The sequence below is a fragment of the Candidatus Njordibacter sp. Uisw_002 genome (assembly GCF_047730155.1).
Classification (GTDB): Bacteria; Pseudomonadota; Gammaproteobacteria; order Pseudomonadales; family Balneatricaceae; genus Njordibacter.
This window is the reverse complement of the sequence record NZ_CP159832.1, coordinates 1,915,871-1,942,062: the sequence shown is the minus strand read 5'-3', so window position 1 is coordinate 1,942,062 and position 26,192 is coordinate 1,915,871. Positions and strand designations below refer to the sequence as shown.

The following is a 26,192-nucleotide window of genomic DNA, read 5'->3' as shown; positions in this document are numbered from 1 at the left end:
GTAAATTGTGATCATAATAAATATAGGTGCTGACTTTATCAGGGCCAGTAGTAGAGGTTATAGCATGAGTGAACGGGTAGATTCTTACGCACGTGTGGTCGTCATTGGCGGTGGCATTGCGGGTGCATCAGTTTTTTATCATTTGGCTATAGACCATGGTTGGACTGACATTGCCTTAGTAGAGCGTGATGAGCTGACCTCCGGCTCTACGTGGCATGCTGCAGCTCAAGTCACGCAATTTGGTGCTAATCAAACCGCTATTGCCCTTAAACGCCATAGTATCCAACTGTATAAAAAACTGGCGCAAGATGAGGACTTTCCGTTTGCATACCATTTCACTGGCGGCATGCGCCTTGCAAACACCAAAGCTCAAGTAGATACCTACAAACATATGGTAGGCATGGCTAATGGCATGGGGGCTGATATGGAGTTTATCGACCCAAGTGAGGTGGCAAAACGTCATCCATTGATCAATCCTGAAGGCTTATTAGGTGCGTGGTGGGATCCACTCGATGGCGACATTGACCCTGCGGGCATTACTTTTGCTATGGTCCGCAAGGCTCGTGAAGCTGGAGCTAAGGTGTACCGCTTTAATCCAGTAGAAAATATTACCCGCAAAGCCAACGGCGAATTCATAGTACATACCCTAAAAGGCGATATCACCTGTGAAAAAGTGGTCAATGCCACAGGTTATCGGGTGAATGAAGTGGGCAACATGCTTGGGGTTACGCACCCTGTCACTTCTATGGAACATATGTATTTTCTTACAGAACCTATGGCAGAGCTTGAAGCTTTGGATAAGCGTGTACCTATTATCCGCGACCCTCGTGATGATTTTTATTGTCGCCAAGAAAAAAATGGTTTGCTAGTAGGGGTGTATGAGCAGGGGTGTAAAACCTTTGGTATGGATGGTATCAGCCCAGACTTTACTAAAGCGTTGTGCCCAGATGATCTAGATCGCTGCTTAGATAACATGGAAGGCATTTTTGAGTGTTTGCCCGCCTTACAAAACGTGGGTATTCACACCATTATTAACGGCCCAATAACTTATACCATAGACGGTGCTCCACTAATCGGGCCTATTCCTGGAGTTGAAAACGCCTATTGTGCCATTGGCTTGCGTGCAGGTATTGGTGAAAGTGGCGGGCATGGTAAAATTTTGGCTGAGATTATCGTATCAGGCCAGTCTGAATGGGACTCTTGGTACACAGACCCAAGACGATTCACGCAGTATGCCAACACTGAACTCACTTGCCTAAAGTCCATAGAAGACTACCAAAACGAGTTCCATTACCACATGCCTCATGAGCAGCGCCCTGCGGGAAGACTTGCTCGCACCACCCCCCTTTACCCTGTGTTAGATCAACTAGGCGCTGTGTGGGGCACAGTGAATGGCTGGGAGCGGGCGTTGATGTTTAAGCCCACGCCAGATTTTGAAGAAACAGCCACCTACCGCTTTAATGAATCTCATCCTATTGTGGCACAAGAAATAGCCGCCCTCCAAAAAGATGTAGGTGTGATGGAGGTGTCTGGTTTTAATCGTTATGAACTTAAAGGCGAAGGCACACAGCAATGGCTAGATCATTTGGTGTGTGGCGGTATACCCAAGCAAGTAGGCCAAGTTCGTTTGTGCTATTTGCTCAATAAAAATGGCCGTATGTTGTGTGAGGCTACCCTTGCCAAGCTAGGAGAAAATCACTTTTGGTATGGCAGTGCTGCCGCCGCAGAATGGCATGACCGAGATTACCTGCTCACCACCAAGCCTGACACAGTAGTGCTTACAGAAATGGCTAGTAGCCACACTATATTGGTTGTTGCAGGAGCTAAGTCGCGTGATTTATTGCAGTCTTTATCACCTCGCTGTGATTGGAGTGCAAAAGGATTTGGTTGGATGCAAGCACGTCCGATGACCTTAGGGCATGCACAAGTGCTAGCCATGAGTGTGAGCTTTTCTGGAGAGCTTTCCTACGAATTGCATATTCCCAATGAGCAACTCTACTTAGTATGGACCTTACTCGATAGTGCTGGAAAAGCCTTTAACTTAACTAAGTTTGGCCTTTATGCAACCGAATCTATGCGTTTGGAAAAGGGCTACTTGCATTGGAAGGCTGACATTATTGATGAATTTAACCCTATAGAAGCAGGCCTAGATCGCTTTGTTAACCTAAACAAACAAGACTTTGTGGGTAAGCAGGCGTTGTTAGCGGCTATAGAAAAAGGCTGTGGACACACCTTATGCACCTTTGAAGTGATGGCTGATGTAGCGCCTGCCCATGGTGGTGATCCTGTTTTCCATGAGGGTGCGCAGGTAGGGGTAGTGACTTCAGGAGGCTATGGCCACCGCATTAACAAAAATTTAGCCTATGCCTACCTTAAAGCTGATGTAGCCAAAGCGGTGGATGATTTCACCATCCAAATTATAGGCACCCATTACCAAGCTAAAAAAGTAGAGCGGTGTTTATACGACCCCCAAAATCTAAAGCCACGCAGCAAAGAAGAGGAGGTGCCCCGTGGCTAGACGACCTTCTGCACGAGCAGCCAAGCACGCACAGCGCGCTAAACCGCCAGTTACAAACCCTTGCGCACCTGGGCAGTCTGGTGGGCAGTATCAGCCGCTAACGCCTGCAAAAGTGCAACGTATTTATACTGAATCTTTGAAGATTTTAGATGAGATAGGCATGGCAGATGTGCCGCCCATATTGCTTGATAAGGCGTTGGAATATGGCGCAAGGCTAAATGATACAGGCCGTTTGTGTTATCCACCTGCAATGGTTGAAAAAATTATCGCAGGGGCATGTAAACAATTTACTTTTTATGGCCGCGACCCAAAGCATAATATTGAGGTAGGCGCAGACAAAGTTTACTTTGGTACCGGTGGCGCTGCAGTGCAAACGTTAGATTTACACACTGGGGTGTACAGATCATCCACGTTAACCGATTTGCACGACCTTACTCGTTTGGTAGATCAGTTACCCAACGTGGCTTGGTTTACTCGCTGCTGTGTGGCCACCGATGTGCCTGATTTGTATGAGCTAGACATCAACACAGCCTATGCTTTGTTAAAAGGCACCACTAAACCTGTGGCGACAAGTTTTACGTTGCCAGAGCATGTGGCTCCCATTGTAGAAATGTTTGACATGGCCTTAGGAGGGCCTGGTAAATTTGCAGAAAAGCCATTTTGCAAAGCCCATATTAGCCCCGTTATTTCGCCGCTTAAATATGGTGAAGATGCAGTAATGGTGGCTTTGGAATGTATGAAACACGGCGTGCCTATGAGTAATATTGTGGCTGGCATGACAGGGGCGACGTCGCCTGCACCACTGGCAGGCACACTGGCTTTAACCTTGGCAGAAACTCTAGCAGCGCTGGTTATGGTGAATGTATTTGAGCCAGGTTATCCAATGATATTCTCTAATTGGCCATTAGTTATAGATCTTCGCACGGGGGCTTTTCGCGGTGGTGGTGGTGAGATGGCATTGCTTAATGCTGCTTCAGCTCAACTCTCCAATAGTTTGGGCTTGCCCTCTGGATGTGCATCTAGTATGACCGATGCTAAAGCTCCTGATGCTCAGATGGGTATGGAAAAAGCCCTTTCGGCACTAGCGTGTGGTTTAGCCGGGGGCAACATGGTGTATGAATCTTCGGGCATGATGGCCAGTTTGCTTGGGGTATCGTTTGAAGCCTTTGTAATGGATGATGAAATGTTATCCCATGTGCATCGTACTATTCGTGGTATTGAAGTCACCGATGAGGCTCTGGGTTTTGAGTCTATTAAGGCCGCTGTGACCGGTTCTGGGCATTTTATAGATGCCCCACAAACTATGGAGTCTATGGAGCGAGATTATTACTACCCTAAACTTGCTGACCGGGAAGAGCCAATCGTGTGGCAAGAATCAGGATCTATGGATCACTGGGATCGGGCTAAAATAAAAGCTGTGCAATTACTGCAAAATGAGCCTACCTATATAGACCCAGAAATAGATGCGGCTATACGTCATAAGTTTCCTATTTTATAGCCCTAAGCCGCTTTACCCCCGCCATTACAAGCACACTCATCAAATCAATGAATTCTTCAAAATACATTCTTTCAACTATCTTATATTGAAATGTTATTATAAGTGCTTTAGAGTTCGAAGATCAAATGGTAATAATTTTAAATGAAAAAATAATAGCTGAAGCTAAAAAGGTCACCAATAATGTTTATAAAACATCACCCTTTACTAAAAATCCTTTCCTCGAGCCTGGTTTTTTCATTGCTTTATGGATGCGGTAGCGAAACAGCAGTGGATAAGTCAACTACTATTACTGGCACTGCCGCAGACGGTTATCTACGTGGCGCCAAGGTTTGCCTTGATATCAATGAAAATGGTGTTTGTGAAACCGCGGAACCACAAGACATAACGATAGTGGGCGGCGTTTACGTCATTACAGTCGCACCGGGTATTGATATCGATAAACCCTTACTGGTAGAAGTGAGTGCGCAAACAGTTGATGAAGATGATGGGAAGTTAGTAGGCAAGCCTTATGTTATGAAAGCCCCAGCTGGTAAGCACCAGTTTGTAAGCCCCATCACAACTTTGGTGCAGCAAGAGATCGAAAATAACCCAGCACTTAGCGCTGCAGACGCAGAAACTAAAGTAAAATCAGCATTATCGATGGTTGATGACACAGAAGTCAGCTTGTTTGACGATTTCGTCGCGAAGCAAAAAAGTGATGCCAACAAAGAAAAATACACAGATTTACACTACCAAGCGCTCCTTAAATAAGCGCCTATGGGCGCTATTTTTAGTGACTAAAAAAGCCTTTCTTATGAGCAGGGCTTTTTTATGTGTCTTTTATATTATCCAAAAATGCTCTAGCCCTTTCAGCCTTTGCAGCCCATGCAGCCCTTGTAGCACTTTAGTCGCTTTTAGGTGCCAAAACCACAAGAAGAATTGTTTCCTACCCAAGCTAGTGTAATAATGTATTGTTAAACATTTTTTATACTTTATCTTCGAATTTTTGATCATGAAAAACACCATCGCCTTGTTTGGCGGATTTATTTTTAGTGCCTTATTTAGTACTACGGCCTTGGCCTCTGGTGACGTATCACTGGCTTCCACCCCTATAGATTTAACTCACCATTGGGTAGGTTGGGCTGCATTAGCTGTGTTTTTTATCGCTTATGTGTTGGTGATATTTGAAGAGCAGATTCACCTTAGAAAGTCTAAGCCCGTGATGCTTGCAGCGGGTTTGATATGGATCATTATTGCAGTGGCTTACAATATAGAAGGCCAATCTGGCGCCATTAAACCTGCCATAGAGCACAACTTTTTAGAATACTCTCAACTGTTTTTCTTTTTGTTAGTGGCCATGACTTACATTAACGCCATGCTAGAGCGTGGTGTGTTTGACGCTTTACGTTTATGGTTGGTGAAGCAAGGCTACTCCTATAGAGCCCTTTTTTGGCTCACAGGCATCTTAGCTTTTTTCATCTCTCCTATCGCAGACAACCTTACCACCGCTTTAATTATGTGTGCTGTGGTATTGGCAGTAGGTGATAAAGAGCCGCGTTTTGTAGCCATTGCGTGTGTTAATATTGTAGTGAGCTCTAATGCAGGCGGCGCATTTAGCCCCTTTGGAGACATCACTACACTTATGGTTTGGCAAAAAGGTGTGGTGGAATTCACAGAGTTTTTCCACCTATTTATCCCTTCTGTAGTGAACTTTTTGATTCCGGCAACCATCATGCATTTTGCAATTCCCCATGGCAAACCAGGTGCAGTGTCTGCGGGCAACATAGGCATGAAATATGGTGGATTTACCATCGTAATTTTGTTTCTTATGACCATAGCCACTGCGGTAAGCTTCCATAATTTCCTACACATACCGCCTGTATTTGGCATGATGACAGGTTTGGTGTATTTGCAGCTTTATGGCTATTACCTGGGTCGTAAGTCACATTCATGGTCTCATGGTATTAGTATCCCTCCTGGATCAAAAGAAGACCCTTATAAGTTTGACATTTTTTCAAAAATAGCCAAAGCAGAATGGGACACCTTGTTTTTCTTCTATGGTGTTATTTTAGCCGTAGGCGGCCTAGGATTCATCGGTTACCTAGGTATGGCGTCTGAATTTATATATGGTGAGCTTGGCGCCACTAATGCCAATATCTTAGTGGGCATTATGTCTGCTGTGGTAGATAACATACCAGTGATGTTTGCGGTATTGTCTATGAACCCAGATATGTCTCATGTGCAGTGGTTGTTGGTCACCTTAACAGCTGGCGTAGGTGGTAGTTTATTATCTATAGGCTCTGCAGCAGGGGTTGCCTTAATGGGCCAAGCTAGGGGCCAATACACGTTTTTTAGCCACCTTAAATGGACGCCTGTTATTGCCCTAGGTTATGGGGCGAGTATTTGGGTGCACTTAGCAATCAATAGCTAACTTTCACCAAGTACTAAGCGCTGTGTTTTGCTAGCAAAATGGCAGCGCAAGTTTTTTTTCGCCTATATTAGGGCCTATTTCATTTATTTTTTGTAATATGTTAATTATTTAGCACTCTTATAGGCATTTCCATTGCACTTTCGTTGGGTTATTGATAAAAATGTAGATCGCTTTTTCTAAGCGACCTGTTAGCAAAACAGGTAAATTACTCATATAGATTTTTCTACCCCACGCACAGGTAATTCCATGCTTATCGGTATACCCAAAGAACCTATGGCTGGCGAAACTAGAGTCGCTGCCACACCCAAAACAGTAGAGCAGCTCATAAAGCTTGGCTTTGATGTTTGTATTGAAACTAATGCAGGCCTTGCAGCAAACTTTGATGATGCATCATACCAAGCTGCTGGCGCCTTGATTAATATGGATACTAAAGCCGTGTACCAAAGTGATTTGGTGCTTAAGGTGAATCCGCTTTTAGAGCATCCTATTCAAGCTTGTCATGAGCTAGACTTGCTCAAAGATGGTGGCCACTTGATCAGCTTTATGGCACCCGCCCAAAACGAAGACCAGCTTAAACAATTAGCGCAGCGCAATATTACTGCCATGTCTATGGAGTCTGTGCCGCGTATATCCCGGTCACAGTCGATGGATGCCTTAAGCTCTATGGCTAATATTGGCGGTTATCGCGCAGTGATTGAAGCAGCCCATCATTTTGGTCGTTTCTTTACTGGCCAAATCACTGCTGCAGGCAAAGTGCCCCCAGCTAAAGTGCTGATTATAGGCGCAGGCGTTGCAGGCCTCGCGGCCTTGGGTGCGGCAGGTAGCTTAGGCGCTATAGTGAGAGCCTTTGATACTCGCCCAGAAGTAAAAGAACAAATTAACTCTATGGGTGCTGAGTTTTTAGAAGTAGAGCTAGAAGAAGAAAGTGGCTCTGGCGATGGTTATGCCAAGGTGATGAGCAAGGCCTTTATAGACGCTGAAATGGCCTTATTTGCTGACCAAGCTAAGGAAGTGGATATTATTATCACTACGGCTATGATTCCTGGTAAGCCTGCGCCTAAGCTAATTACGGCGCAAATGGTGTCTACTATGACCCCAGGCAGCGTAATAGTAGATTTAGCCGCTGGTGGCGGTGGTAACTGTGAACTTACCCAGCCTGGCAAGGTGATCACTACAGACAATGGCGTGACAGTGATCGGTTATACCGATATGCCGGCACGCTTGCCTAGCCAAGCATCTCAGCTTTATGGCACTAACCTAGTTAACCTTCTAAAGCTGCTTTGCCCTGAAAAAGATGGCCAGTTGGTGATCGATTTTGAAGACCCTATCATGCGTGGCGTTACCATCAGTAAAGATGGCGCAGTGACATGGCCAGCGCCGCCCATCCAAGTGGCAGCAGCGCCAGTAAAGAAAGCGCAAGATAGCGCACCTGTTGAGCCAACTAAGCAGGAAATGTCAGCCGCAGTGAAATATGGTTTAGGCGCTGCAAGTGCAGTGCTTGTAGGATGGATTGCCCTAAACGCACCCGCTGAATTTCTAGGACACTTCACGGTATTTGTTCTGTCATGCATTATTGGTTATTACGTGGTGTGGAACGTTAGACACGCCTTGCATACGCCTTTGATGGCCATCACCAATGCGGTGTCTGGCATTATCGTAGTAGGTGCGGTGCTTCAGGTGGGTGACGAGCTTAATCTTGTTACTATTCTTGCTTTGATCTCTGTGCTCATCGCATCCATTAACATCGTGGGTGGCTTTTATGTCACCAAACGTATGTTAAAAATGTTCCAGAAATAGGAGACGACTAATGCAAGCAGGAATGGTTATCACAGCTTACGTTATCGCCGCTGTATTATTTATCATGGCCCTTGGTGGGCTATCTCAACAAGAATCTGCCAAACGTGGCATTTGGCTTGGCATCATAGGTATGGCGTTAGCGCTATTGGCTACTTTGTTAAGCCCAAAAGTAATGGCACTTACCACAGGCCTAAGCTACATTCTTATTGCCATGTTAATTGGCTCTGCCATTGGTGTTTATATGGCTAAAAGAGTAGCCATGACAGAAATGCCAGAGCTTGTGGCAATACTCCATAGTTTTGTGGGTTTGGCTGCTGTATTTGTGGGTGTGAATAGTTATCTAGACCATTCTCAAGTGCTTACGCCGGTGATGCAAAATATTCACTTGGTAGAAGTATTTTTGGGTGTGTTTATTGGTGCAGTCACCTTTACTGGCTCTTTGGTCGCCTTTGGTAAGCTGCGGGGCATTATGTCCTCCAAAGCCCTTAACTTGCCACAACGCCACAAGCTAAATTTGCTGGCTTTGCTAGTAAGTGCGGTGATGCTGGTACAATTTGTAAACCAAGGTGGCAACGACACTTATCTGGTCATTATGGCCCTTATCGCCTTAGTGTTTGGTTGGCATTTAGTGGCTTCTATTGGCGGCGCCGACATGCCCGTAGTTGTGTCTATGCTGAACTCTTATTCTGGCTGGGCAGCTGCAGCTGCAGGCTTCTTATTAGGCAATGACTTGTTGATTGTTACAGGTGCTTTGGTAGGCTCCTCTGGCGCTATTTTGAGCTACATTATGTGCCGCGCGATGAACCGTTCATTTATCTCTGTAATAGCTGGTGGTTTTGGTAATGACCCTATTGCAAGTGATGACGAAGAAGAAGGTGAGGTGCAGCCTACTACGGCCGAAGAAGTGGCGGGTATGTTAACTAATGCAAGGTCTGTAGTGATTACCCCAGGCTACGGCATGGCAGTAGCTCAAGCACAATACCAAGTGCAAGACATTACCCAAAAGCTGCGGGCACAAGGTGTAGAAGTGCGCTTTGGCATTCATCCTGTTGCAGGGCGTTTGCCCGGCCACATGAACGTATTGCTAGCCGAAGCTAAAGTGCCTTACGACATTGTTTTAGAGATGGACGAAATCAATGATGACTTTGCCAACACTGATGTAGTGTTAGTCATAGGCGCCAATGACACGGTAAACCCGGCTGCTAAAAAGCCAGGTAGCCCTATTGCAGGTATGCCCGTGCTTGAAGTGTGGGATGCTAAAACAGTGATTGTGTTTAAGCGAGGCATGGCATCAGGTTATGCAGGCGTGCAAAACCCACTGTTCTTTATGGATAACACTAAAATGTTGTTTGGCGATGCAAAAGCATCATGTGATCAAATCGCAAGTCATCTATAGGGCTATCGCTTCATTGATTTAAAAAGCCCATAGGCCATTACTTAAATGGCTATGGGCTTTTTTGTGGCAGGTGATCATATGATCAAATAATTAATAAGCCAAGGTGCTTAGAATGTCATGAACACACCAACCCTTGTGGACAACATCATATACAACGCCAAAGGCCATAAGCGTTTTATAGTGGCTATAGCTGGCCCGCCAGGGGCGGGTAAGTCTACCCTTGCTGATGAGCTACTAAGTTTACTTTCAAAAAAAGCCGTGCAAGCTAGAATAATCCCTATGGATGGGTTTCATTTAGATAATGTGCTCTTGGCTCAACGTCATCTGACAGATCGTAAGGGTGCACCTAATACCTTTGATGTGGCAGGGTTTGTGCACTTAATTAAAAGGCTAGTGAGCCTTGAAGATAATGTAGTTATTCCTACCTTTGACAGGAATAAAGACCTCTGTATTGCAGGGTCACAGGTGGTCTCTATAAGTGATAGAGTTTTGATTGTGGAAGGTAATTACCTGCTTCTCAAAGAAGGGCTGTGGGCGGGGCTTAGTCAATTTTGGGATCAAACCATCTTCATCAACCCAGGGATAGATGTGCTTGAAGAGCGCTTGATTAAAAGGTGGCTAGAGCACGGCCTAAAGCCAGAGGCTGCAAAACTGCGGGCACTGGGCAATGACATACCCAACGCCCACTGCGTTGTTGAACACTCAGTAGACGCTGATCAAACACTTAATTGCTTGACGTAGCTGTGCTATGAGCCAGTAGGGCGTTTAATTCAGGGATGCAAGAACCACAGTTGGTGCCACATTTAAGTTGTTGTCCTAATGCAGCGGCAGAGTTGGCACCGCTATCAATGGCCGCCTGAATATCTTTTTCGCTCACTTTAAAACATGAGCAAATTAATTTTCCAGCAGTAGAAGCGTTGCCTGACAACAGAGGCCAATATGTTTGCGCAACAGGCTGTGACATGAGCGTGCGCATCCATAAGTGATCGGGCAACATTTTTCTGTCTTGATGGCTAAAGACTGCAAACTCAATACGCTTAGTGCTAAAGCAAATGAGGCGCTGGTCACCATTTTGACGATCAAAAAATTGCTCGTAAGCCTGGGCAGGCCCTTGTTCGGTCATCCGTTTGGCAGCGATAAAGTCTGGCCAATCAAAATTAGATTGAATAGCGATCTGGTAGATAAATCCTTGCCCTTGGTCTAGAGGCGCAGCGCTCCAATTTATAAATTTTGTACAGTCTAGCTTGTTATGACTGACTAAAGTCGCCCATATAGGTGTGTCTACTTTCACCATGGCCGCGCGGCTGTATTTAAACTCTGGCTGACCAGAAATAACATCAGTGATCGGTGCCACCAAGGAGTCAACTCTGGCGCTGCTAGCGTATTGGTCATTCCAATGTATTGGCACAAAAATTTGATCTTCTTCCATGCCTACATCCACAGCAACCACGACTGTAATGCTCCCCCTTTGGGTAGACACTTGGGCTAGGTCACCATCGACCAATCCATAACTACTGGCAGTATTTGGGTGCATAGAGACAAAGGGTTGGCTTATATGACTTAGTAATGTGCTAGTTCGAGCGGTACGGCTCATTGTGTGCCATTGATCGCGAATTCGTCCGGTGTTTAACGTCAAGGGAAAGTCATCGCTGGGGGTGTGGCATTGAGGTAGTTGTGGGTTAATCACAACAAAATTAGCTTTTTTGCTTGGCGTAAAAAATAATTTGTCTTCAAATAGCCTTGCAGTACCCTTGGGCTTCAAGGGGGTCGCTGGCCACTGAATAGGTTCAAGTTGGTTGTATTGTTGCTCGGATAAATGGCTTAGAGTGGATATATTAAATAATCTATTACCCGTATTTTTAAACCCACTAAGCTTAGCATGTTCAATAAAAATATCTCTGGGCGAATGGTAGTCAAAGGCGTTATTAAACCCCATAGCCTGACCAACCTGAGATATGATCCACCAATCTGACTTGGCTTGACCCACTGGTTTAACCAAGGCCCGTTGACGAGAAATACGGCGTTCAGAATTAGTCACGGTGCCAGACTTTTCACCCCAACCAGAGGCAGGTAAGAGTATATTGGCTGTAGCTGTGGTGTCAGTATCAGCCACACAGTCTGATACGATGACCGTATCGCAAGCTTGCAAAGCAGCTCTCACCCGATCTGCATCGGGCATGCTAACCACCGGATTGGTGCCCATGATCCAGATGGCTTTAATACGGCCATCGGCGACTGCTTCAAATAGATCCACCGCTTTTAAGCCTGGCGTTTTGGTTAGATTTTTGGTATCCCAAAACTCACTTACAGTGCTCGTGTTTTCTTCGTTGTAATCCATATGGGCGGCTAACATATTGGCTAAACCTCCCACTTCACGACCTCCCATGGCGTTGGGTTGGCCAGTAATTGAAAACGCACCCATTCCTGCTTTGCCGATACGACCCGTGGCCAAGTGACAGTTAATAATGGCATTACATTTGTCGGTACCTGTAGCAGATTGGTTAATGCCCATTGAATAAAAACTTATGGTTTTCTCAGTTTCAGCAAACCATTGGTAAAAGGTCTCTAGTTGTAAAGCGCTAACACCAATCGCTTGTGCAAGCTTGGTGTCAGTTAGCCTGCTGGCCTCATCCATGGCCGCATCAAAGCCTTGGGTGTGTTGTGCAATAAAATCTGCATTTAGATGACCACCTTGGTTCAGATAGGCAAGTAGGCCATTAAACACAAAAGCGTCTGCACCTGGTGCAATGGCTAGATGTAGGTCAGCCAGATCACAAGTAGCTGTGCGACGTGGGTCGATAACCACCACTCGCATAGAGGGATTATTGGCTTTGGCGGTGGCGATTCTGCGGTATAGAACTGGGTGCGTCCAAGCTGCATTGGATCCGACAAGTACTAACAGATTACACGCTTCAAGATCTTCATAATTGCAGGCCACAGCATCGGCACCAAAAGCGCGTTTGTGGCTGGCAACTGCTGAGGACATGCACAGTCTTGAGTTGGTATCGACATGGCTGGTGCCAATAAACCCTTTGGCCAGCTTATTAGCCACGTAGTAGTCTTCGGTGAGTAGTTGTCCAGAGAGGTAAAATCCAATAGCCCCAGGGCCATATTGGTTACGAACCTTGGCTAGCTTTTCTGCCACTGTATTAATGGCCGTGGGCCAGTCTACATTGACCCCATCTATGCTGGGGTGCAATAGTCGTCCATGCTCGCCCATGGTGTCATGCAGTGCAGTGCCTTTGACGCACAGTTTGCCAAAATTTGCTGGATGTAACGGATCTCCAACAACGCTTTTCACACGATTGTTTTCAACAGTGGCACTTACTCCACAGCCTACCCCGCAATATGGGCAGGTGGTTTTTATAACCTTGCCAGTGGTAGCAATTAACGTTTGGTTCATGTCTAAAAACTCATTGATTTATTAGCACATAATCGTCCACAAGCTCAACGACATAGACTGGAACCTTCACGTCACTGTGTTCAATACACCTACCTGTGATTAAATCAAAATGCTGTTTGTATAATGGAGACGAAACCACTAGCTGGCCATTAATATCACCCACTATGCCACGTGATAAAACATTGGCTTTGCCAATTGGGTCCCAGTTTCCAATGGCGTAAATAGTGGGGCTTTCATTGGGCAGATAAAATAAAGCCACTTGTTTGCCTGCGAATTCTGCGCAGATTCCAGAGTTGGGAATTAAGTCATTTTGGCGACAGATGCTGATATGTTGATCTTTCATATTAAGACTCATGGGTCTATTCCTAGTCTAGCGTGGCTGAAATTTTTTGGAGCTCTTCTTCTTTAGCTGGGCGCAACTGACCACGCTCTTCAATAAATATAATGGCTTTGTCTTGGGCTTCGGAATTAACAAACTGGCGGAAGCGTTTGAGTTTTTCTGGGTCTTCGATGGTGGTCTTCCATTCGCACTGATAGCTGCCAACAACAGCGTCCATTTGTGCTTCTAGATCGTTGCAGATGCCCAATGAATCTTCAATAACAACCTGCTTTAAGTAGTCTAGACCACCCTCTAGATTGTCCATCCACACAGAGGTGCGCTGAAGTCGGTCGGCGGTGCGTACATAAAACATGAGAAAGCGATCGATATATTTAATCAGAGTTTTGTCGTCAAGGTCGGTGGCAAATAGTTCAGCATGGCGCGGTTTCATGCCACCATTGCCACCTACATACAAATTCCAACCATTTTCGGTGGCGATAATGCCAAAGTCTTTAGACTGCGCTTCGGCGCACTCACGGGTGCATCCTGACACGCCAGATTTTAATTTATGTGGCGATCTCAGGCCTTTGTAGCGATTTTCAACGTACAAGGCCATGGCAACACTGTCTTGCACACCATATCGGCACCAGGTACTGCCCACACAAGACTTAACTGTACGAAGTGCTTTACCGTAGGCATGACCCGTTTCAAACCCTGCTTCGATTAGCTCTTGCCAAATGGCAGGAAGATGCTGCAAGCGAGCGCCAAACAAATCGATACGCTGGCCACCTGTAATTTTTGTATAGAGCTGGTATTTTTTTGCTACCTGCCCTAACACAATTAATTTATCGGGGGTGATCTCACCTCCGGCAATACGGGGCACCACTGAATAGGTACCGTTATTTTGCATATTCGCAAGAAAGGTGTCATTGGTATCTTGAAGGCCCACATGTTTTTCTTCCAGCACGTAGTCATTCCACAACGACGCTAAAATTGAACCTGCAGTCGGTTTACAGACTTCACAGCCACGGCCAGTGCCATGTTTATGTAGCAAGTCTTCGAAGCTTTTGATGGTTTCCACTTTGATTATGTGAAACATTTCTTGTCGGGTGAAATTAAAGTGTTCACACATCGCTGTATCAACGTCCAAACCTCGTGCTTCCATTTCGTCGTCAACAACATTCTTTAATAAGGCTGCACAGCCGCCACAGCCACTGGCGGCGGAAGTTTCAGACTTTACTTCACCTAGTGAGCAAAAGCCGGCATCCATAGTGGCTACAATATCGCCTTTGCTGACATTGTGGCATGAGCATATGGTGGCAGTCAGAGGCAGTGCGCTAGAGCCCAGTGCCGGTGAGCCACCGGCGTTAGCAGGCAGAATAAGGGATTCTGGATCAGAGGGTAGATCAATGCCATTTAAAAAATACTGTAGCAAGGTATCGTACTCACAGCAGTCTCCAACTAACACAGCCCCAAGTAAACTTTTGCCATCGGCGCTTACAATTAAGCGCTTATATACGTCGATGCGTTCGTCACTAAATGTGTAGGCAACCGAACCTTGTTCTCTTCCGTGGGCGTCACCAATGGAGCCTACATCCACCCCTAGTAACTTAAGTTTAGTGCTCATGTCGGCGCCTTGGAAGGAAACGCTTTCACTACCTAATTGACTAGCCGCGGCTTCTGCCATGCGGTAGCCTGGAGCTACTAAGCCATATATTTTATTTTCAAATAATGCGCACTCACCTATGGCAAAAATCGATGAGTCGCTAGTTTTACAATACTGGTCTATAGTAATGCCACCACGCTGTCCAACGACTAATCCGCAGTCACGAGCGAGTTGATCGTAAGGGCGAATGCCAGCTGAAAATACAATCATATCCGTGGCTAATGAACCACCGTCGGCAAAATGCATGACTATTCGGCCTTCGCCTTCACTGTTAGTTTCGATGACCTCAGTGGCTTTACTAGTGTGTACCTTGACCCCCAAAGCTTCAATTTTTCGGCGCAACATGCTGCTGCCACCCGCATCCAATTGCACACCCATGAGCCCTGGGGCAAACTCGACAACATGGGTTTCAAGGCCAAGGTTTTGCACTGCGTTGGCAGCTTCAAGCCCCAATAGTCCACCCCCAACAACCACTCCAACCTTGGCGTTGTTGGCTTGGGTTTGAATCATGCCTAGGTCGTCAATAGTACGATACACTGTACACTGTGGCAGATTATTGCCTTCAACGGGAGGCACAAAAGGATAGGATCCAGTGGCCAATACTAGTTTGTCATAGCTGTATGCTTGCCCACTTTCGGTGATGACTATCTTATTATGACGGTCTATGTGGGCCACCATATCGCCAAAATGTGCATCTACACCCATGTCTAGGTAGTGCTCTTTGGTGGTGATGGCAAGATCCTCAGGCGTGCTTCCAGCAAAGTAGTCAGATAGATGCACCCTATCGTATGCAGGACGTGCTTCACCGCCAATGACGGTGATTTTCGCTGCCACTGGCGAGGCTGCTAACTGCTCAACATAATGATGGCCGACCATACCATTTCCAATGATTACTACTTTCAACATGATTTTTCTATCCTTAAAAGGCGTGTTAGGTTATTAGGCTGCGGTGGTGGCTGGATGCTTCTGTTTTTCGTAGAGAAACCGGAGCACTTGCTGGCGGTAGGCATTAAAATCTGCATCCTCAGCCAGTGCTACTCGATTTCTGGGCCGTTCTAAATCAACGTGTAATATTTCACCAATGGAGGCCGCTGGGCCATTACTCATCATCACAATGCGATCAGATAACAGCACCGCTTCGTCTACATCGTGGGTAATCATCACTACGGTGCTGCCTAGTTGGGCTTGAATTTCCATGAGGGAATCTTGGAGATGGGCCCGCGTTAATGCGTCCAGTGCACCAAAGGGTTCGTCCATCAGTAACACTTTGGGTTGCATCGCAAGGCATCGAGCAATGCCAACACGTTGTTTCATGCCCCCAGAAATTTCTCCAGGCAGTTTATGAAGTGCATGGGTCATATTCACTAGCTCTAGATTGTGTTCAACCCAAGCGCCAATTTCAGCTTTAGTTTTGGTGCCCTTGAAGACCGACTTCACCGCCAGTTCAACATTTTTGTAAACTGTTAGCCATGGAAGTAGTGCATGATTTTGAAATACCACAGCTCTGTCTGGCCCTGGTTCGTTGACTTCTCGGCCCTCTAGGATAATGCCGCCTTCGGTGGCCTGGTGGAGCCCAGCAATAATATTCAGCACGGTTGATTTGCCACAACCCGAATGGCCAATAAGGGAGATAAACTCGCCCTTTTGAATTGACATGGTGACATTCTGTAGGGCACGGTAGGGTTCCCCATCGGTAGGGAAATCGATACTGACTTGGCTGATTTCCAGATAGCGGTTTTGCATAATAATATCCTAGTGTCGATGTATGGGTTTTAAAACGTGTGTGGGTTTAACGTAAGGTGGCCTGTTTATTCCAGCTAAAACGTTTTTGTATCATCAACATCAGATGATCAAGAATGAATCCAATGATGCCAATGGTGATGACTGCCACCATAATTCTGCTCAGTGAACTAGAGGATCCATTTTGAAATTCGTCCCAGATAAATTTTCCCAGTCCAGGATTTTGCGCTAGCATTTCTGCCGCTATGAGCACCATCCAGCCGGTCGCCAAAGACAGTCGCAACCCGGTAAAAATTAAGGGCAAAGCCGAGGGGATCACAATGGATTTGATATGCGTTAAAGTTGATAGGCGCAACACTCGACTTACGTCAATGAGGTCGCGGTCAATACTAGCCACGCCCACAATCGTATTAACTACTGTAGGCCACAGGCAGCAAAGGGCAACGGTGACTGCCGAGGTCACAAAGGCTTTTTCAAAATAGGGATCGGAGCTGGTATAAGTGGCCGATACCACGATGGTGACCAGGGGTAGCCAAGCTAGTGGCGACACAGGCTTGAACACTTGAATAATAGGGTTCACAGCGCGATAAATTTTGTCGCTGAGTCCACAAGCGATCCCTAAGGGGATGGCCACTAAGGTAGCAATTAAAAACCCAAAAGCGACGGTGTACAGGCTAGTTACAATTTTGTCAAAATACGTGGCTTGACCCGTATACTGGCGAATCTTTGCAACCGCTTCAGGGTTGTTGGCTAGTTTTTTGCTGTTACGTACTTCTTGGCGCTCATAAAATACCTGCGCTTTCTCGCGTTCTTGATAATGCTCGGTAACAAGCACTTTTGACTGATTCCAAACATCCCCTGGCCCAGGGAACTGGCCCAGTGAAGTGACGATGTTGCTTGCAGTTATTTGCCAAATAAAGATAAACATAACAATGCCCACACATGGCAGTGCTATGGCTTTGGCTGCTGAATCATAAAATTTATATAGGCTCGCAAAGGTCACCTTGGTTTGTAGCTGTTGAAGCTTGGCTAACATGTTACTGGATTTCCTTTTGACGGAGTGTGCGGGGATAACATTTGTTCCAAAAGCAGACAACCTTTGCAGGTTGCCAGCTTTTATGGGCTATTTAAGGACTTAGAGAGTCTCGTCTTTTAGGCCAATTGGAAATTTCTTGAGATAGGTATTTGGGGCGGTACCGTCATACACTATATTGTCGATAAAATGTTTTTGTGGTGAACGAAAACCTGTTTCTGAGTCAAACTCAGGGAAGTCAGCGGCTGTCATCGTCCCTTCCTCTATCAACTCAAGTGCTGCCTTTTTATAAATATCAGGACGATAAACACTGGCGGCAACATCGAAGTACCACTGATCAGATTTAGGCTCTGAGATCTGTCCCCAGCGGCGCATTTGAGTCAGGTACCAAACAGCATCTGAGTAGTAAGGGAAAGTAGCAAAGTAACGGAAGAATACGTTGAAGTCAGGCACTGAACGTTTGTCGCCTTTTTCGTATTCAAATGTCCCAGTCATGCTATTGGCAATCACTTCGTAGTCGGCACCCACATAGTTACTTTGGGAGAGAATTTTGACGGCTGCAGGGCGATTAGCGTTGTCCTTTGCATCTAGCCATTTGGCAGCGCGTAATAAAGCTTTAACAACACGGGCAGTGGTATTTGGGTATTTTTCGGTAAACTCTTTGGTCATGCCAAACACTTTTTCTGGGTTGTTTTTCCAGATTTCATAATCAGTCACTACTGGCACTCCAATACCTTTAAACACAGCCTGTTGATTCCATGGCTCACCTACACAGTAGCCTAAGATAGTGCCGGCTTCCAGAGTCGCTGGCATCTGTGGCGGTGGGGTTACTGATAACAATGCCTGAGCGTCTATGGTGCCACTTGTGTCACCCTTATGTGGGGCATAGAAACCTGGGTGGATATCACCTGCGGCTAACCAATAGCGTAATTCATAATTGTGGGTGGACACTGGGAATACCATGCCCATATTAAATGGCTTGCCCTCAGCGTTATATTTGTCAACAATTGGCTTCATAGCATCTGCCTTGATGGGGTGAACGGGCTTGCCATTTTCTGTGGGTATATTGGGCTTCATTTGTGCCCAGATATCGTTAGAGACAGTAATCGCATTACCATTAAGGTCCATGCTAAACGGGGTCACAATATGTGCTTTGGTACCGTAGCCGATGGTAGCTGCAAGCGGCTGGCCAGCAAGCATATGTGCGCCGTCTAATTTGCCGTCGATCACGCCATCTAAAAGGACTTTCCAGTTAGCCTGTGCTTCAATAGTGACATAAAGGCCTTCGTCTTCGAAGTAACCATTTTCATAGGCAATTGCGATGGGCGCCATGTCAGTGAGTTTGATAAAACCAAACGTGAGTTCGTCTTTTTCTGGTTCGCCCAGTGCAGCGTGTGCAATGGGTGTGCCGATAAGTAGGCTAGCAGCACCTAGTGTTTTAATGGCGAGAACTAAACTGCGTTTGACTCTGTGTGTTATAGCTGTGTTCATAGGTATGCCCCTAATATAAATAACGCAAAAAAGCTCGCATAAGCTAAAGGTATCGTGTGTATGCGGGCTACATCACCCAGCCTTTTGGGTTGGGTAGCACAGTAAGATTACTCTGCATAACACATACTCTTTCAATAACTGTGCCAGTTTAGCTTTGCGGGGGAAATTAGCTGACTTTGTGTTGATTTTACAGGGCTCAATGTATAACCAAGGCCTTAGAAGGCGATGATTAATAAAGCAAAAGGTATGAACATGGGTATAGATTCATGACTGAAAAAGCGGCATGCTCGCACCGTTATTGTGCGAAAATAAAAAACTAGCCTTTCAAAATCGGTGCTTGAGCATCTAGCATGAGGTCACGAGAGTTTAATTGATTCACTTAGTTCATAGGTCCAAGCTTAGCTTGTTCAACTTTGTAGCTAACTCTAAATAGGACATTTCTGCCAATTGTGTATCTTCGCAAAGTAAGGCGCCGTTTAAACCAAACGCTAGATAAATGAAAGCTCTTGCGTAGTCATTTAAGTGGGGCTGTTACTGAGGAATACTTAGCCCGATATGGTTTTTGAATTCTGCTTGGAGGCTCAAAGAACTTGAGCTCAGTTGTGGCTGGAGTAATGATAGGGTTAATACTTATATCAATAGCATCTTGCTCAGCACTTAGAAGTGATTTTTTATTCAAATCTGTGTCAAAAATATTCTGTCAAATACTAAGACTCACGCTTGTCGTTTAGCACAGTCACGCGTTGCATGTGGCGTATTTTGGGTAAATAGTCTGAAATGGCGTAGTGATGAGTAATACGGTTGTCCCACATCGCTACAGTGTTGTTACGCCAGCGTAAGCGCACCTGAAACTCGGGCTTGGCCATATGCAGATACAAAAATTGCAAAATTCGGTCACTCTCACCTTGTACTTCACCCATGATATGGCGCGTAAATGACTGATTAATATTAAGGTACTTAAGCCCAGTGACAGGGTGAGTGCCCACGATTTTATGCACTGCAGAGCCCGTATTTTTAAGCCCATTATTGACCGCCTCTATACCACCTTTGGCGTAAAGGTCATTTCTAAAGGTGCCTATGTCGTGTATGGCGTCTTTATCGGCTAGGTAGTCTTGCCACATTTTGGGAAGCGCATTGTAGGCTGTATTAGTGTTGGCCCAAAGCGTGTCCCCACCTACATCAGGCACGTTTACAGCATGCAAAATGCTGGTAAACGGAGGGTTTGCTTTAAAGGTCATGTCTTTGTGCCAGTCATTGGCATCTGGCTTGCTGTCTGGGCCAGTTTTTAGTAAAACAATGTTGTCATAGCCTGCAACGCTTGGGTAAATGGGGTGAGGTGGCTCAGGCTCGCCAAAACTTTTGGCGAAATCGATATGCGCTTGAGGCGTGAGGTCTTGATCACGGAAAAATATCACCTTGTGCTCAATCAGCGCAGCATAAATATCATCACATTCTTGTGCACTAAGATTATTAAGGCTAATGCCGGATATTTCGGCGCCAATAGCTGGCGTGATTTTTTCAATCTTCATGTTAGTTAATGCTCGGCTTATTATGCTTATGTTTGATAGAACATACGTGATTTAATGCCAGTATTCTAACATCACAGATAACGGTGTAAACTAGTCAGAATTTAATGGTAAGTATTAGGTGTGCTAATGTTATTAAAAGAGTTTATGCCTTCGGCACAAAGCTTATTAATCTTTGAAGTGGCTGCGCGTCATTTAAGCTTTACAGCTGCCGCACATGAGCTGGGCTCTACTCAATCGGCAGTGAGCCAACAAATGCGTGGCCTAGAACAGCAGCTAGATTTACAGCTCTTTAAACGTATTTATCGTGGGGTAGCTCTCACTGATGCTGGTCAGCAGTTATATGAAGCGGTAGAGTCTGGCTTTTTGCAGATTACAAATTGCTTAACAAAACTACAAAAAACACCCATGCGCCAATGTATCAATGTAGAAACAGATTTTGCTTTTGCTGCATTTTGGTTATTGCCTAGATTATCCGACTTTCGCAAACTTCACCCAGAAATAGAAGTGCGCATTGTCACCTCACAAACTCAGCCAGACTATACCGCCCAACAAAATGACCTCTCTATTATATTTGCTAAAGGTAAGCCTAATAAATACAGGTCTCATCTTGTGTCCATAGGGCATGTTTTTCCAGTGTGCAGCCCAGCATTATTAGCCCAAAATGCCCCCATAGATGGCCTTCAACAGTTGGCCAGTTTACCCTTGTTAAAGCTTGCAGATGTAGCTGGCAATGGCTGGCTAAATTGGCGTGGTTTTTTTAACCAGCTGCCAAATCAAGCACCAAGCCAGCTATCAAATCAAGTGATACCTAGTGAACCTGTGCTCACCTTTAATAACTACACGCTACTAGTGCAGGCTGCCATCGCAGGCCAAGGTGTGGGTATTGGCTGGGGTACATTGGTGGACGATCTAGTGGATAATGGCATGCTAGTGGCGTTGAAATCTTTTAGTATCGTTTCAGACTGGGACTACTACCTAGTAGAAACCAATACAAATGATAGCTTGCCTGCCAAACAACACTTTGTGGCCTGGCTTCTTAGCTGTGTCTAAATTTACCCTCTAAAATTTAACTAATAGATGTAAGGATAACCCAGTGTTTACTCAAATCACTATTCGTAACGTGTGTGATAAAGACATGCCAGCCATCCAAGCTATTTATGCACTGCAGGTAACTCATGGTGTATCAAGCTGGGAAGAGCTACCCCCAAGTTTGGAGCAAATGATACAAAGGCAAAAGACCATTACCCAAGACGGCTACCCTTATATTGTGGCTGTGCGTGGTGACCAAGTGCTTGGTTATGCTTATGCATTTGCATATCGCACACGACCTGCCTACCGATACACTGTTGAAAACTCTATCTATCTAGCAGAGTCTGCCCAGCGCATCGGGCTTGGCCAAAAGCTTTTAAGCCAGTTGATTATACAATGTACACAAGAAGGCTTTCGCCAAATGATCGCTGTGGTGGGCGATTCTGAGAATCATATGTCCATAGACTTTCATAAAAAGATGGGCTTTGAAGAAGTAGGGGTGATAAAGTCGATTGGTTATAAATTTGAGCGTTGGCTAGACTCTGTGATGCTTCAGTTAACCTTAGGTGAGGGCGACACTAGCCCCCCCAAAAGACCTTTTTAATCGATACCCAAAAATAACTATAAGAAGCATAACTTATGTCTAGATCCCTCACTTTTGCCATGTATTTTTTAGCTATTTTTCTTCAAGCAGGAGCCTACGGATTGACCTTTATGTTGCCAAGGTTGTTTGCTGAATTTGGCGCCAGTGAAAAAGTAGTAGGGGCTATGCTGTTTGTGACTGCCATAGCGACCATTGTTACAGTGTACTTTTCTGGGCATATTTCAGATAAATTTGGCAGAGTGCGTGCCCTTGGCATCGCATGTATAGCGATTGCCGTGTCTTTGTTTTTATATGGCTATGTAAGCTCTGTGGGATTAGGGCTTTTAGTGGCAAGTATTAGCTTAGGTTTTGGTTGGGGTTTAACATATTCTTTGGGGCCCATTGTGCTCACACGGCTTGTAAGCTCTGAAGAGCGAGTGCGCTTTTTCACCTTGTTATCTATTTTTGTGATGGCAGGTTTTGGTTTGTCACCTGTATTTGCATCTGTGCTGGAAGGCTTTGGATACCCAGTACAAACGGTTTTCTACCTTACATCTATTCTATGTGTTATCAGCGCTATTTTGTTCTTTATACTTATAAATCCTATAAAAGTGCATGCACTAAACCCAGCGCCAGAGCGCTCTTCACGCATCACTTTAAGTGGTTTGCGCCAAGTGCTTAAGTCTAGGGCCATTTTGCCAGTAATAATGGTGTGTATGGGGGCCAGCGTATTTGCAGGTATGAATAATTTCCAAACCGTTTTTGCTGATGACCGAGGCTTAAACTACGCCACCTTCTTTTTTGTATATACCTTAACGGTGGTGTTTTTCAGGCTGGTGTTGGTAAAGTTTAAGGGTGGTAATAACCCTTACCTCACCATTGCAATGCTGCAGTACGTCATGGCGGCAAGTGTGGTGCTATTTATAGTCAGTGGCGACAGTATACCTTTGTACATTAGCGTAGCCATCTTATTTGGCTTAGGTTATGGAGCGTCTTATCCTATTCTTGTGGCCATGGCGGCCAATGACGCTGAAGAACATTTAGGGCCACAAACCCTACAAATATTCGCCCTTACTTATTTTATTGGCATTTTTGGTTTTCCACTTTTAGTAGGCTTTGGCATTGTAGAGTTTGGTTACACGCCGGTGTTGGTATTTTTAGCCATTTTAGCCTTCATGGAGGCCTCAATGGCTTTGCGCCGTGCACTAAGTAAGGTTTGATATGTCACTTTTTTCTCAACGCATAGACCCACCTATTAATGTGCTGCCCCAAGACGGTGAAGCAAATTATCATGGCGTAGTGCTAGAAGATAACGCAGCAGATTTCTTTTTAGAGCATTTTCTTAATGCCATAGAGTGGAGAAATGACGAGGCCATTGTGTTTGACAAAAAGATAATCACCAAGCGCAAAGTGGCATGGTATGGCAGCAGACCCTTTGATTACACCTATTCAAAAATCACCCGCTCCGCTTTACCATGGACAAGCCAGTTGCTAGAGCTAAAGCAGTTGATAGAAACCATCACCTCAGAAACATTCAACTCTTGCCTGCTTAACTTATACCACACAGGCGATGAAGGCATGGCTTGGCACAGTGACAATGAAAGGCAATTAAAGCGCCATGGCGCTATTGCTTCAGTAAGCCTAGGTGCCCAACGCAACTTTGCATTTAAGCATAAGCACACCCAGCAAACCCACACTACACTTTTGCAACACGGCAGCCTGCTAGTGATGCAAGGCACCACTCAAGACCACTGGCTACACCGCTTGCCACCTTCCAAAAAAGTACACACACCTAGAGTGAACTTAACTTTTAGAACGGTAGTAGAGCGGTGATAAAACTGATTGAGCAAGCGCTCTTAAAACTTCGGCTTGAGAGTAAGCACTTCACCTGGTTTGGGGGCTGTGAAAAAACGTGGCTCTAGGTCACGTTTAACTAATTCTTCAGCCAACATAACTGGCGGTTCGCTAATATTTTCGTCAGTTAAAATGAACGTACCCCAATGCATACCAAACGCTTTTTTAGTTTCTAAATCCAATGCGATTTGTACAGCCTCTGCTGGATCTGCGTGTTGGTTTCTCATAAACCACCTAGGTTTATATGCCCCAATGGGGATGAAAGCGACATCAGGTTTGCCCAAGCGGGCTTTAGTGGTGAGGAAATCTTTCGAATAGCCCGTATCTCCAGCATGATAGATGGACAAGTCTGGGCCAGTTAAAAACCAGCCTCCCCACAGACTAGTATTGCGTCCAGTAATACCACGGCCAGACCAATGCTGCACGGGGGTGAAGGTGAAAGTGGTTTCATTCACTTTTTGTGTCTCCCACCATCTAAACTCAGACACGTTATTTAAACCTTTAGATTCCAGCAACGCCTTGTCGCCTTGTGGCATTAAAAACACCATGTCTGGATTGGCTTTTTGCAATGCAATAAGGCTAGGCAGGTCTAGGTGGTCGTAATGATTATGGCTTACTACCACCGCGTCGATGGGAGGTAGTTGCGATAATGTCATCGCGGGTGGAATTAGGCGCTCTGGCCCTGCCCAACCCACAGGCGAGGCTCTCTTAGAAAATATAGGGTCTGTGAGCAAGGTGACATCACCTGTATTAATCAGGTAAGTGGCATGGCCAACCCACACTGCATAATGACTAGAATCAGGTGTAAGGCTGCGCCAATCTTCAGCGATGGTTATGGCTTCCCTTTTAGGGGATGCGTCTTTGGTCATGCGCCATTTAAACACGTCACTTAAGTCTTTAGGCACCACGCTAGGGTTGGTGTTACTGAAGATTTCCTGATTGCTACAGGAGGTAATAACAAACCCAGCCAAAAGCCCAGTTACAGCGAGTAAACATATCTTCTTTATATGGGTCATGCCGTTAAAAACTGTAGCTTAGGCCAATAACACTAGATACAGTGCGCTTTTTAGAAACAATAGGGCTGTTACTCACGTTACTAGGCAAAAAGCTCGCATTGACGCTAGCAAACAAAGACACTTGCTGCGTAAACGAATGGAAGGTGCTCACACTAAGGTACGTGGAAGTAGCACTACCAGTGTCGTATTGGGCTCTTTGGCCAGTTGCTTCACTAGCTTTAACACCATAAAGATAATTTGCTCGTGAGGCATCTTGGTATTTTAGTCCAGCTCCAAAAATAATGGGCTGACCCATCACTGGCACAAACTGACTTATTGAAGCGTCTATGGCGTTGCCATTAAATTGGTTACTAAGCTCGGTGGCCATGCTCAGTTTGGCGTCTAGCCCGCGTGCAAGAGTGAAGGCAGCCGTTACACTTGCATCAAAGTACATCTTACGCGTCATGCCCGCAAGGCTTGCAGAATTTGTGCTTTTGTAAGGTCTAAAATTGGGCACTATGGCACCAGTTAATTTGAGCGCTCCATTGTTGGACAACTGATACACAAGGCCTTCTTGCACACTCACACTTAAAATATCTGACTCGAAACTAATGGAGGGCATGACTGCCGATGTGCTTTTTGCACCTTCATAAATAGAGCCACCATTAACGCTAACCAAGCCTATGTCGAAGGAGGAGTTATCATTTGCGTTGGCAAAAGTGGACGTAACTAGCGCAGTGGTTGCCAATGCGCAAATAATTGAGTGTGTTTTCATCTTTTAATCCGCTAGAAATGGTTTATTAAAGGTGGCTTAAAGTAATTACACAGCCTGTTGTGCCACCTGTTTTAATTTACTGTAGCTATGCTCTCAATGTCTGCCCTGGTTGTCCATCCGCAGATTGTAAAAAGTTGTCAACTTTTGTCAGACACA

At 45.5% G+C, this 26,192-nt stretch carries 20 protein-coding genes; 11 read left to right on the top strand and 9 right to left on the bottom strand.

What is annotated here, in order from left to right; genetic code table 11:
• The first annotated feature begins 64 nt into the window (after positions 1-64).
• From ABXT42_RS09230 to ABXT42_RS09200, 7 genes are all read left to right on the top strand, one after another.
• Positions 65-2,518: an FAD-dependent oxidoreductase gene (locus tag ABXT42_RS09230; RefSeq protein ID WP_443627860.1), complete on the top strand. Its 2,454-nt coding sequence runs from the start codon at positions 65-67 to the stop codon at positions 2,516-2,518.
• Positions 2,511-4,016 carry a trimethylamine methyltransferase family protein gene (locus ABXT42_RS09225; protein WP_443627859.1) on the top strand — a complete coding sequence of 502 codons (1,506 nt, stop codon included), beginning with the start codon at positions 2,511-2,513 and terminating at the stop codon, positions 4,014-4,016. The genes ABXT42_RS09230 and ABXT42_RS09225 overlap by 8 nt, the downstream gene beginning before the upstream one ends.
• A gap of 267 nt (positions 4,017-4,283) precedes the next feature.
• Positions 4,284-4,766, top strand: coding sequence for a hypothetical protein (locus ABXT42_RS09220; RefSeq protein ID WP_443627858.1), 483 nt, complete (start codon positions 4,284-4,286; stop codon positions 4,764-4,766).
• 241 nt (positions 4,767-5,007) lie between these two features.
• The gene (gene nhaD, locus ABXT42_RS09215; RefSeq protein WP_443627857.1) at positions 5,008-6,426 is read left to right on the top strand and encodes a sodium:proton antiporter NhaD; all 1,419 of its coding nucleotides are present in this window, start codon (positions 5,008-5,010) and stop codon (positions 6,424-6,426) included.
• A gap of 246 nt (positions 6,427-6,672) precedes the next feature.
• Positions 6,673-8,223, top strand: coding sequence for a Re/Si-specific NAD(P)(+) transhydrogenase subunit alpha (locus ABXT42_RS09210; RefSeq protein ID WP_443627856.1), 1,551 nt, complete (start codon positions 6,673-6,675; stop codon positions 8,221-8,223).
• A gap of 10 nt (positions 8,224-8,233) precedes the next feature.
• Entirely contained in the window at positions 8,234-9,619 is a 1,386-nt protein-coding gene (gene pntB, locus ABXT42_RS09205) for a Re/Si-specific NAD(P)(+) transhydrogenase subunit beta (RefSeq protein WP_443627855.1), read from the top strand.
• A 117-nt stretch (positions 9,620-9,736) separates the two neighbouring features.
• Entirely contained in the window at positions 9,737-10,360 is a 624-nt protein-coding gene (locus ABXT42_RS09200) for a nucleoside triphosphate hydrolase (protein ID WP_443627854.1), read from the top strand.
• On the opposite strand, the gene ABXT42_RS09195 is transcribed toward ABXT42_RS09200, so the two are convergent.
• The 7 genes from ABXT42_RS09195 to ABXT42_RS09165 form a co-directional block, all read right to left on the bottom strand.
• The gene (locus tag ABXT42_RS09195; RefSeq protein ID WP_443627853.1) at positions 10,344-13,022 is read right to left on the bottom strand and encodes a nitrate reductase; all 2,679 of its coding nucleotides are present in this window, start codon (positions 13,020-13,022) and stop codon (positions 10,344-10,346) included. The genes ABXT42_RS09200 and ABXT42_RS09195 overlap by 17 nt on opposite strands.
• Positions 13,023-13,032: 10 nt before the next feature.
• Entirely contained in the window at positions 13,033-13,377 is a 345-nt protein-coding gene (nirD, locus tag ABXT42_RS09190; RefSeq protein WP_443627852.1) for a nitrite reductase small subunit NirD, read from the bottom strand.
• 10 nt (positions 13,378-13,387) lie between these two features.
• Positions 13,388-15,913, bottom strand: a complete 2,526-nt coding sequence (gene nirB / locus ABXT42_RS09185; RefSeq protein WP_443627851.1) for a nitrite reductase large subunit NirB — start codon at positions 15,911-15,913, stop codon at positions 13,388-13,390.
• Between the two features lie 33 nt (positions 15,914-15,946).
• Positions 15,947-16,750: an ABC transporter ATP-binding protein gene (locus tag ABXT42_RS09180; RefSeq protein ID WP_443627849.1), complete on the bottom strand. Its 804-nt coding sequence runs from the start codon at positions 16,748-16,750 to the stop codon at positions 15,947-15,949.
• A 46-nt stretch (positions 16,751-16,796) separates the two neighbouring features.
• Positions 16,797-17,783: an ABC transporter permease gene (locus tag ABXT42_RS09175; RefSeq protein WP_443627848.1), complete on the bottom strand. Its 987-nt coding sequence runs from the start codon at positions 17,781-17,783 to the stop codon at positions 16,797-16,799.
• Between the two features lie 99 nt (positions 17,784-17,882).
• Complete coding sequence (locus tag ABXT42_RS09170) at positions 17,883-19,271, bottom strand: CmpA/NrtA family ABC transporter substrate-binding protein (protein ID WP_443627847.1); 1,389 nt, start codon at positions 19,269-19,271, stop codon at positions 17,883-17,885.
• Positions 19,272-19,978: 707 nt separating this feature from the next.
• Positions 19,979-20,800, bottom strand: coding sequence for a TauD/TfdA dioxygenase family protein (locus ABXT42_RS09165; protein WP_443627846.1), 822 nt, complete (start codon positions 20,798-20,800; stop codon positions 19,979-19,981).
• A gap of 126 nt (positions 20,801-20,926) precedes the next feature.
• On the opposite strand from ABXT42_RS09165, the gene ABXT42_RS09160 reads away from it, so the two are divergent.
• From ABXT42_RS09160 to ABXT42_RS09145, 4 genes are read left to right on the top strand one after another with little or no spacing between them, the layout of a single operon-like run.
• Positions 20,927-21,850, top strand: a complete 924-nt coding sequence (locus ABXT42_RS09160; protein WP_443627845.1) for a LysR substrate-binding domain-containing protein — start codon at positions 20,927-20,929, stop codon at positions 21,848-21,850.
• A gap of 43 nt (positions 21,851-21,893) precedes the next feature.
• On the top strand, positions 21,894-22,433 hold the full coding sequence (locus tag ABXT42_RS09155) for a GNAT family N-acetyltransferase (RefSeq protein ID WP_443627844.1): 540 nt from the start codon (positions 21,894-21,896) through the stop codon (positions 22,431-22,433).
• A gap of 35 nt (positions 22,434-22,468) precedes the next feature.
• Positions 22,469-23,632 carry an MFS transporter gene (locus ABXT42_RS09150; RefSeq protein ID WP_443627843.1) on the top strand — a complete coding sequence of 388 codons (1,164 nt, stop codon included), beginning with the start codon at positions 22,469-22,471 and terminating at the stop codon, positions 23,630-23,632.
• A 1-nt stretch (position 23,633) separates the two neighbouring features.
• Positions 23,634-24,245, top strand: a complete 612-nt coding sequence (locus ABXT42_RS09145) for an alpha-ketoglutarate-dependent dioxygenase AlkB family protein (protein WP_443627842.1) — start codon at positions 23,634-23,636, stop codon at positions 24,243-24,245.
• Positions 24,246-24,268: 23 nt separating this feature from the next.
• Here ABXT42_RS09145 and ABXT42_RS09140 read toward each other — a convergent pair whose 3' ends face one another.
• Both ABXT42_RS09140 and ABXT42_RS09135 read right to left on the bottom strand, forming a co-directional pair.
• Positions 24,269-25,282 carry an MBL fold metallo-hydrolase gene (locus ABXT42_RS09140; protein WP_443627841.1) on the bottom strand — a complete coding sequence of 338 codons (1,014 nt, stop codon included), beginning with the start codon at positions 25,280-25,282 and terminating at the stop codon, positions 24,269-24,271.
• Between the two features lie 4 nt (positions 25,283-25,286).
• Positions 25,287-26,036: a MipA/OmpV family protein gene (locus ABXT42_RS09135; protein WP_443627840.1), complete on the bottom strand. Its 750-nt coding sequence runs from the start codon at positions 26,034-26,036 to the stop codon at positions 25,287-25,289.
• Positions 26,037-26,192 lie beyond the last annotated feature (156 nt).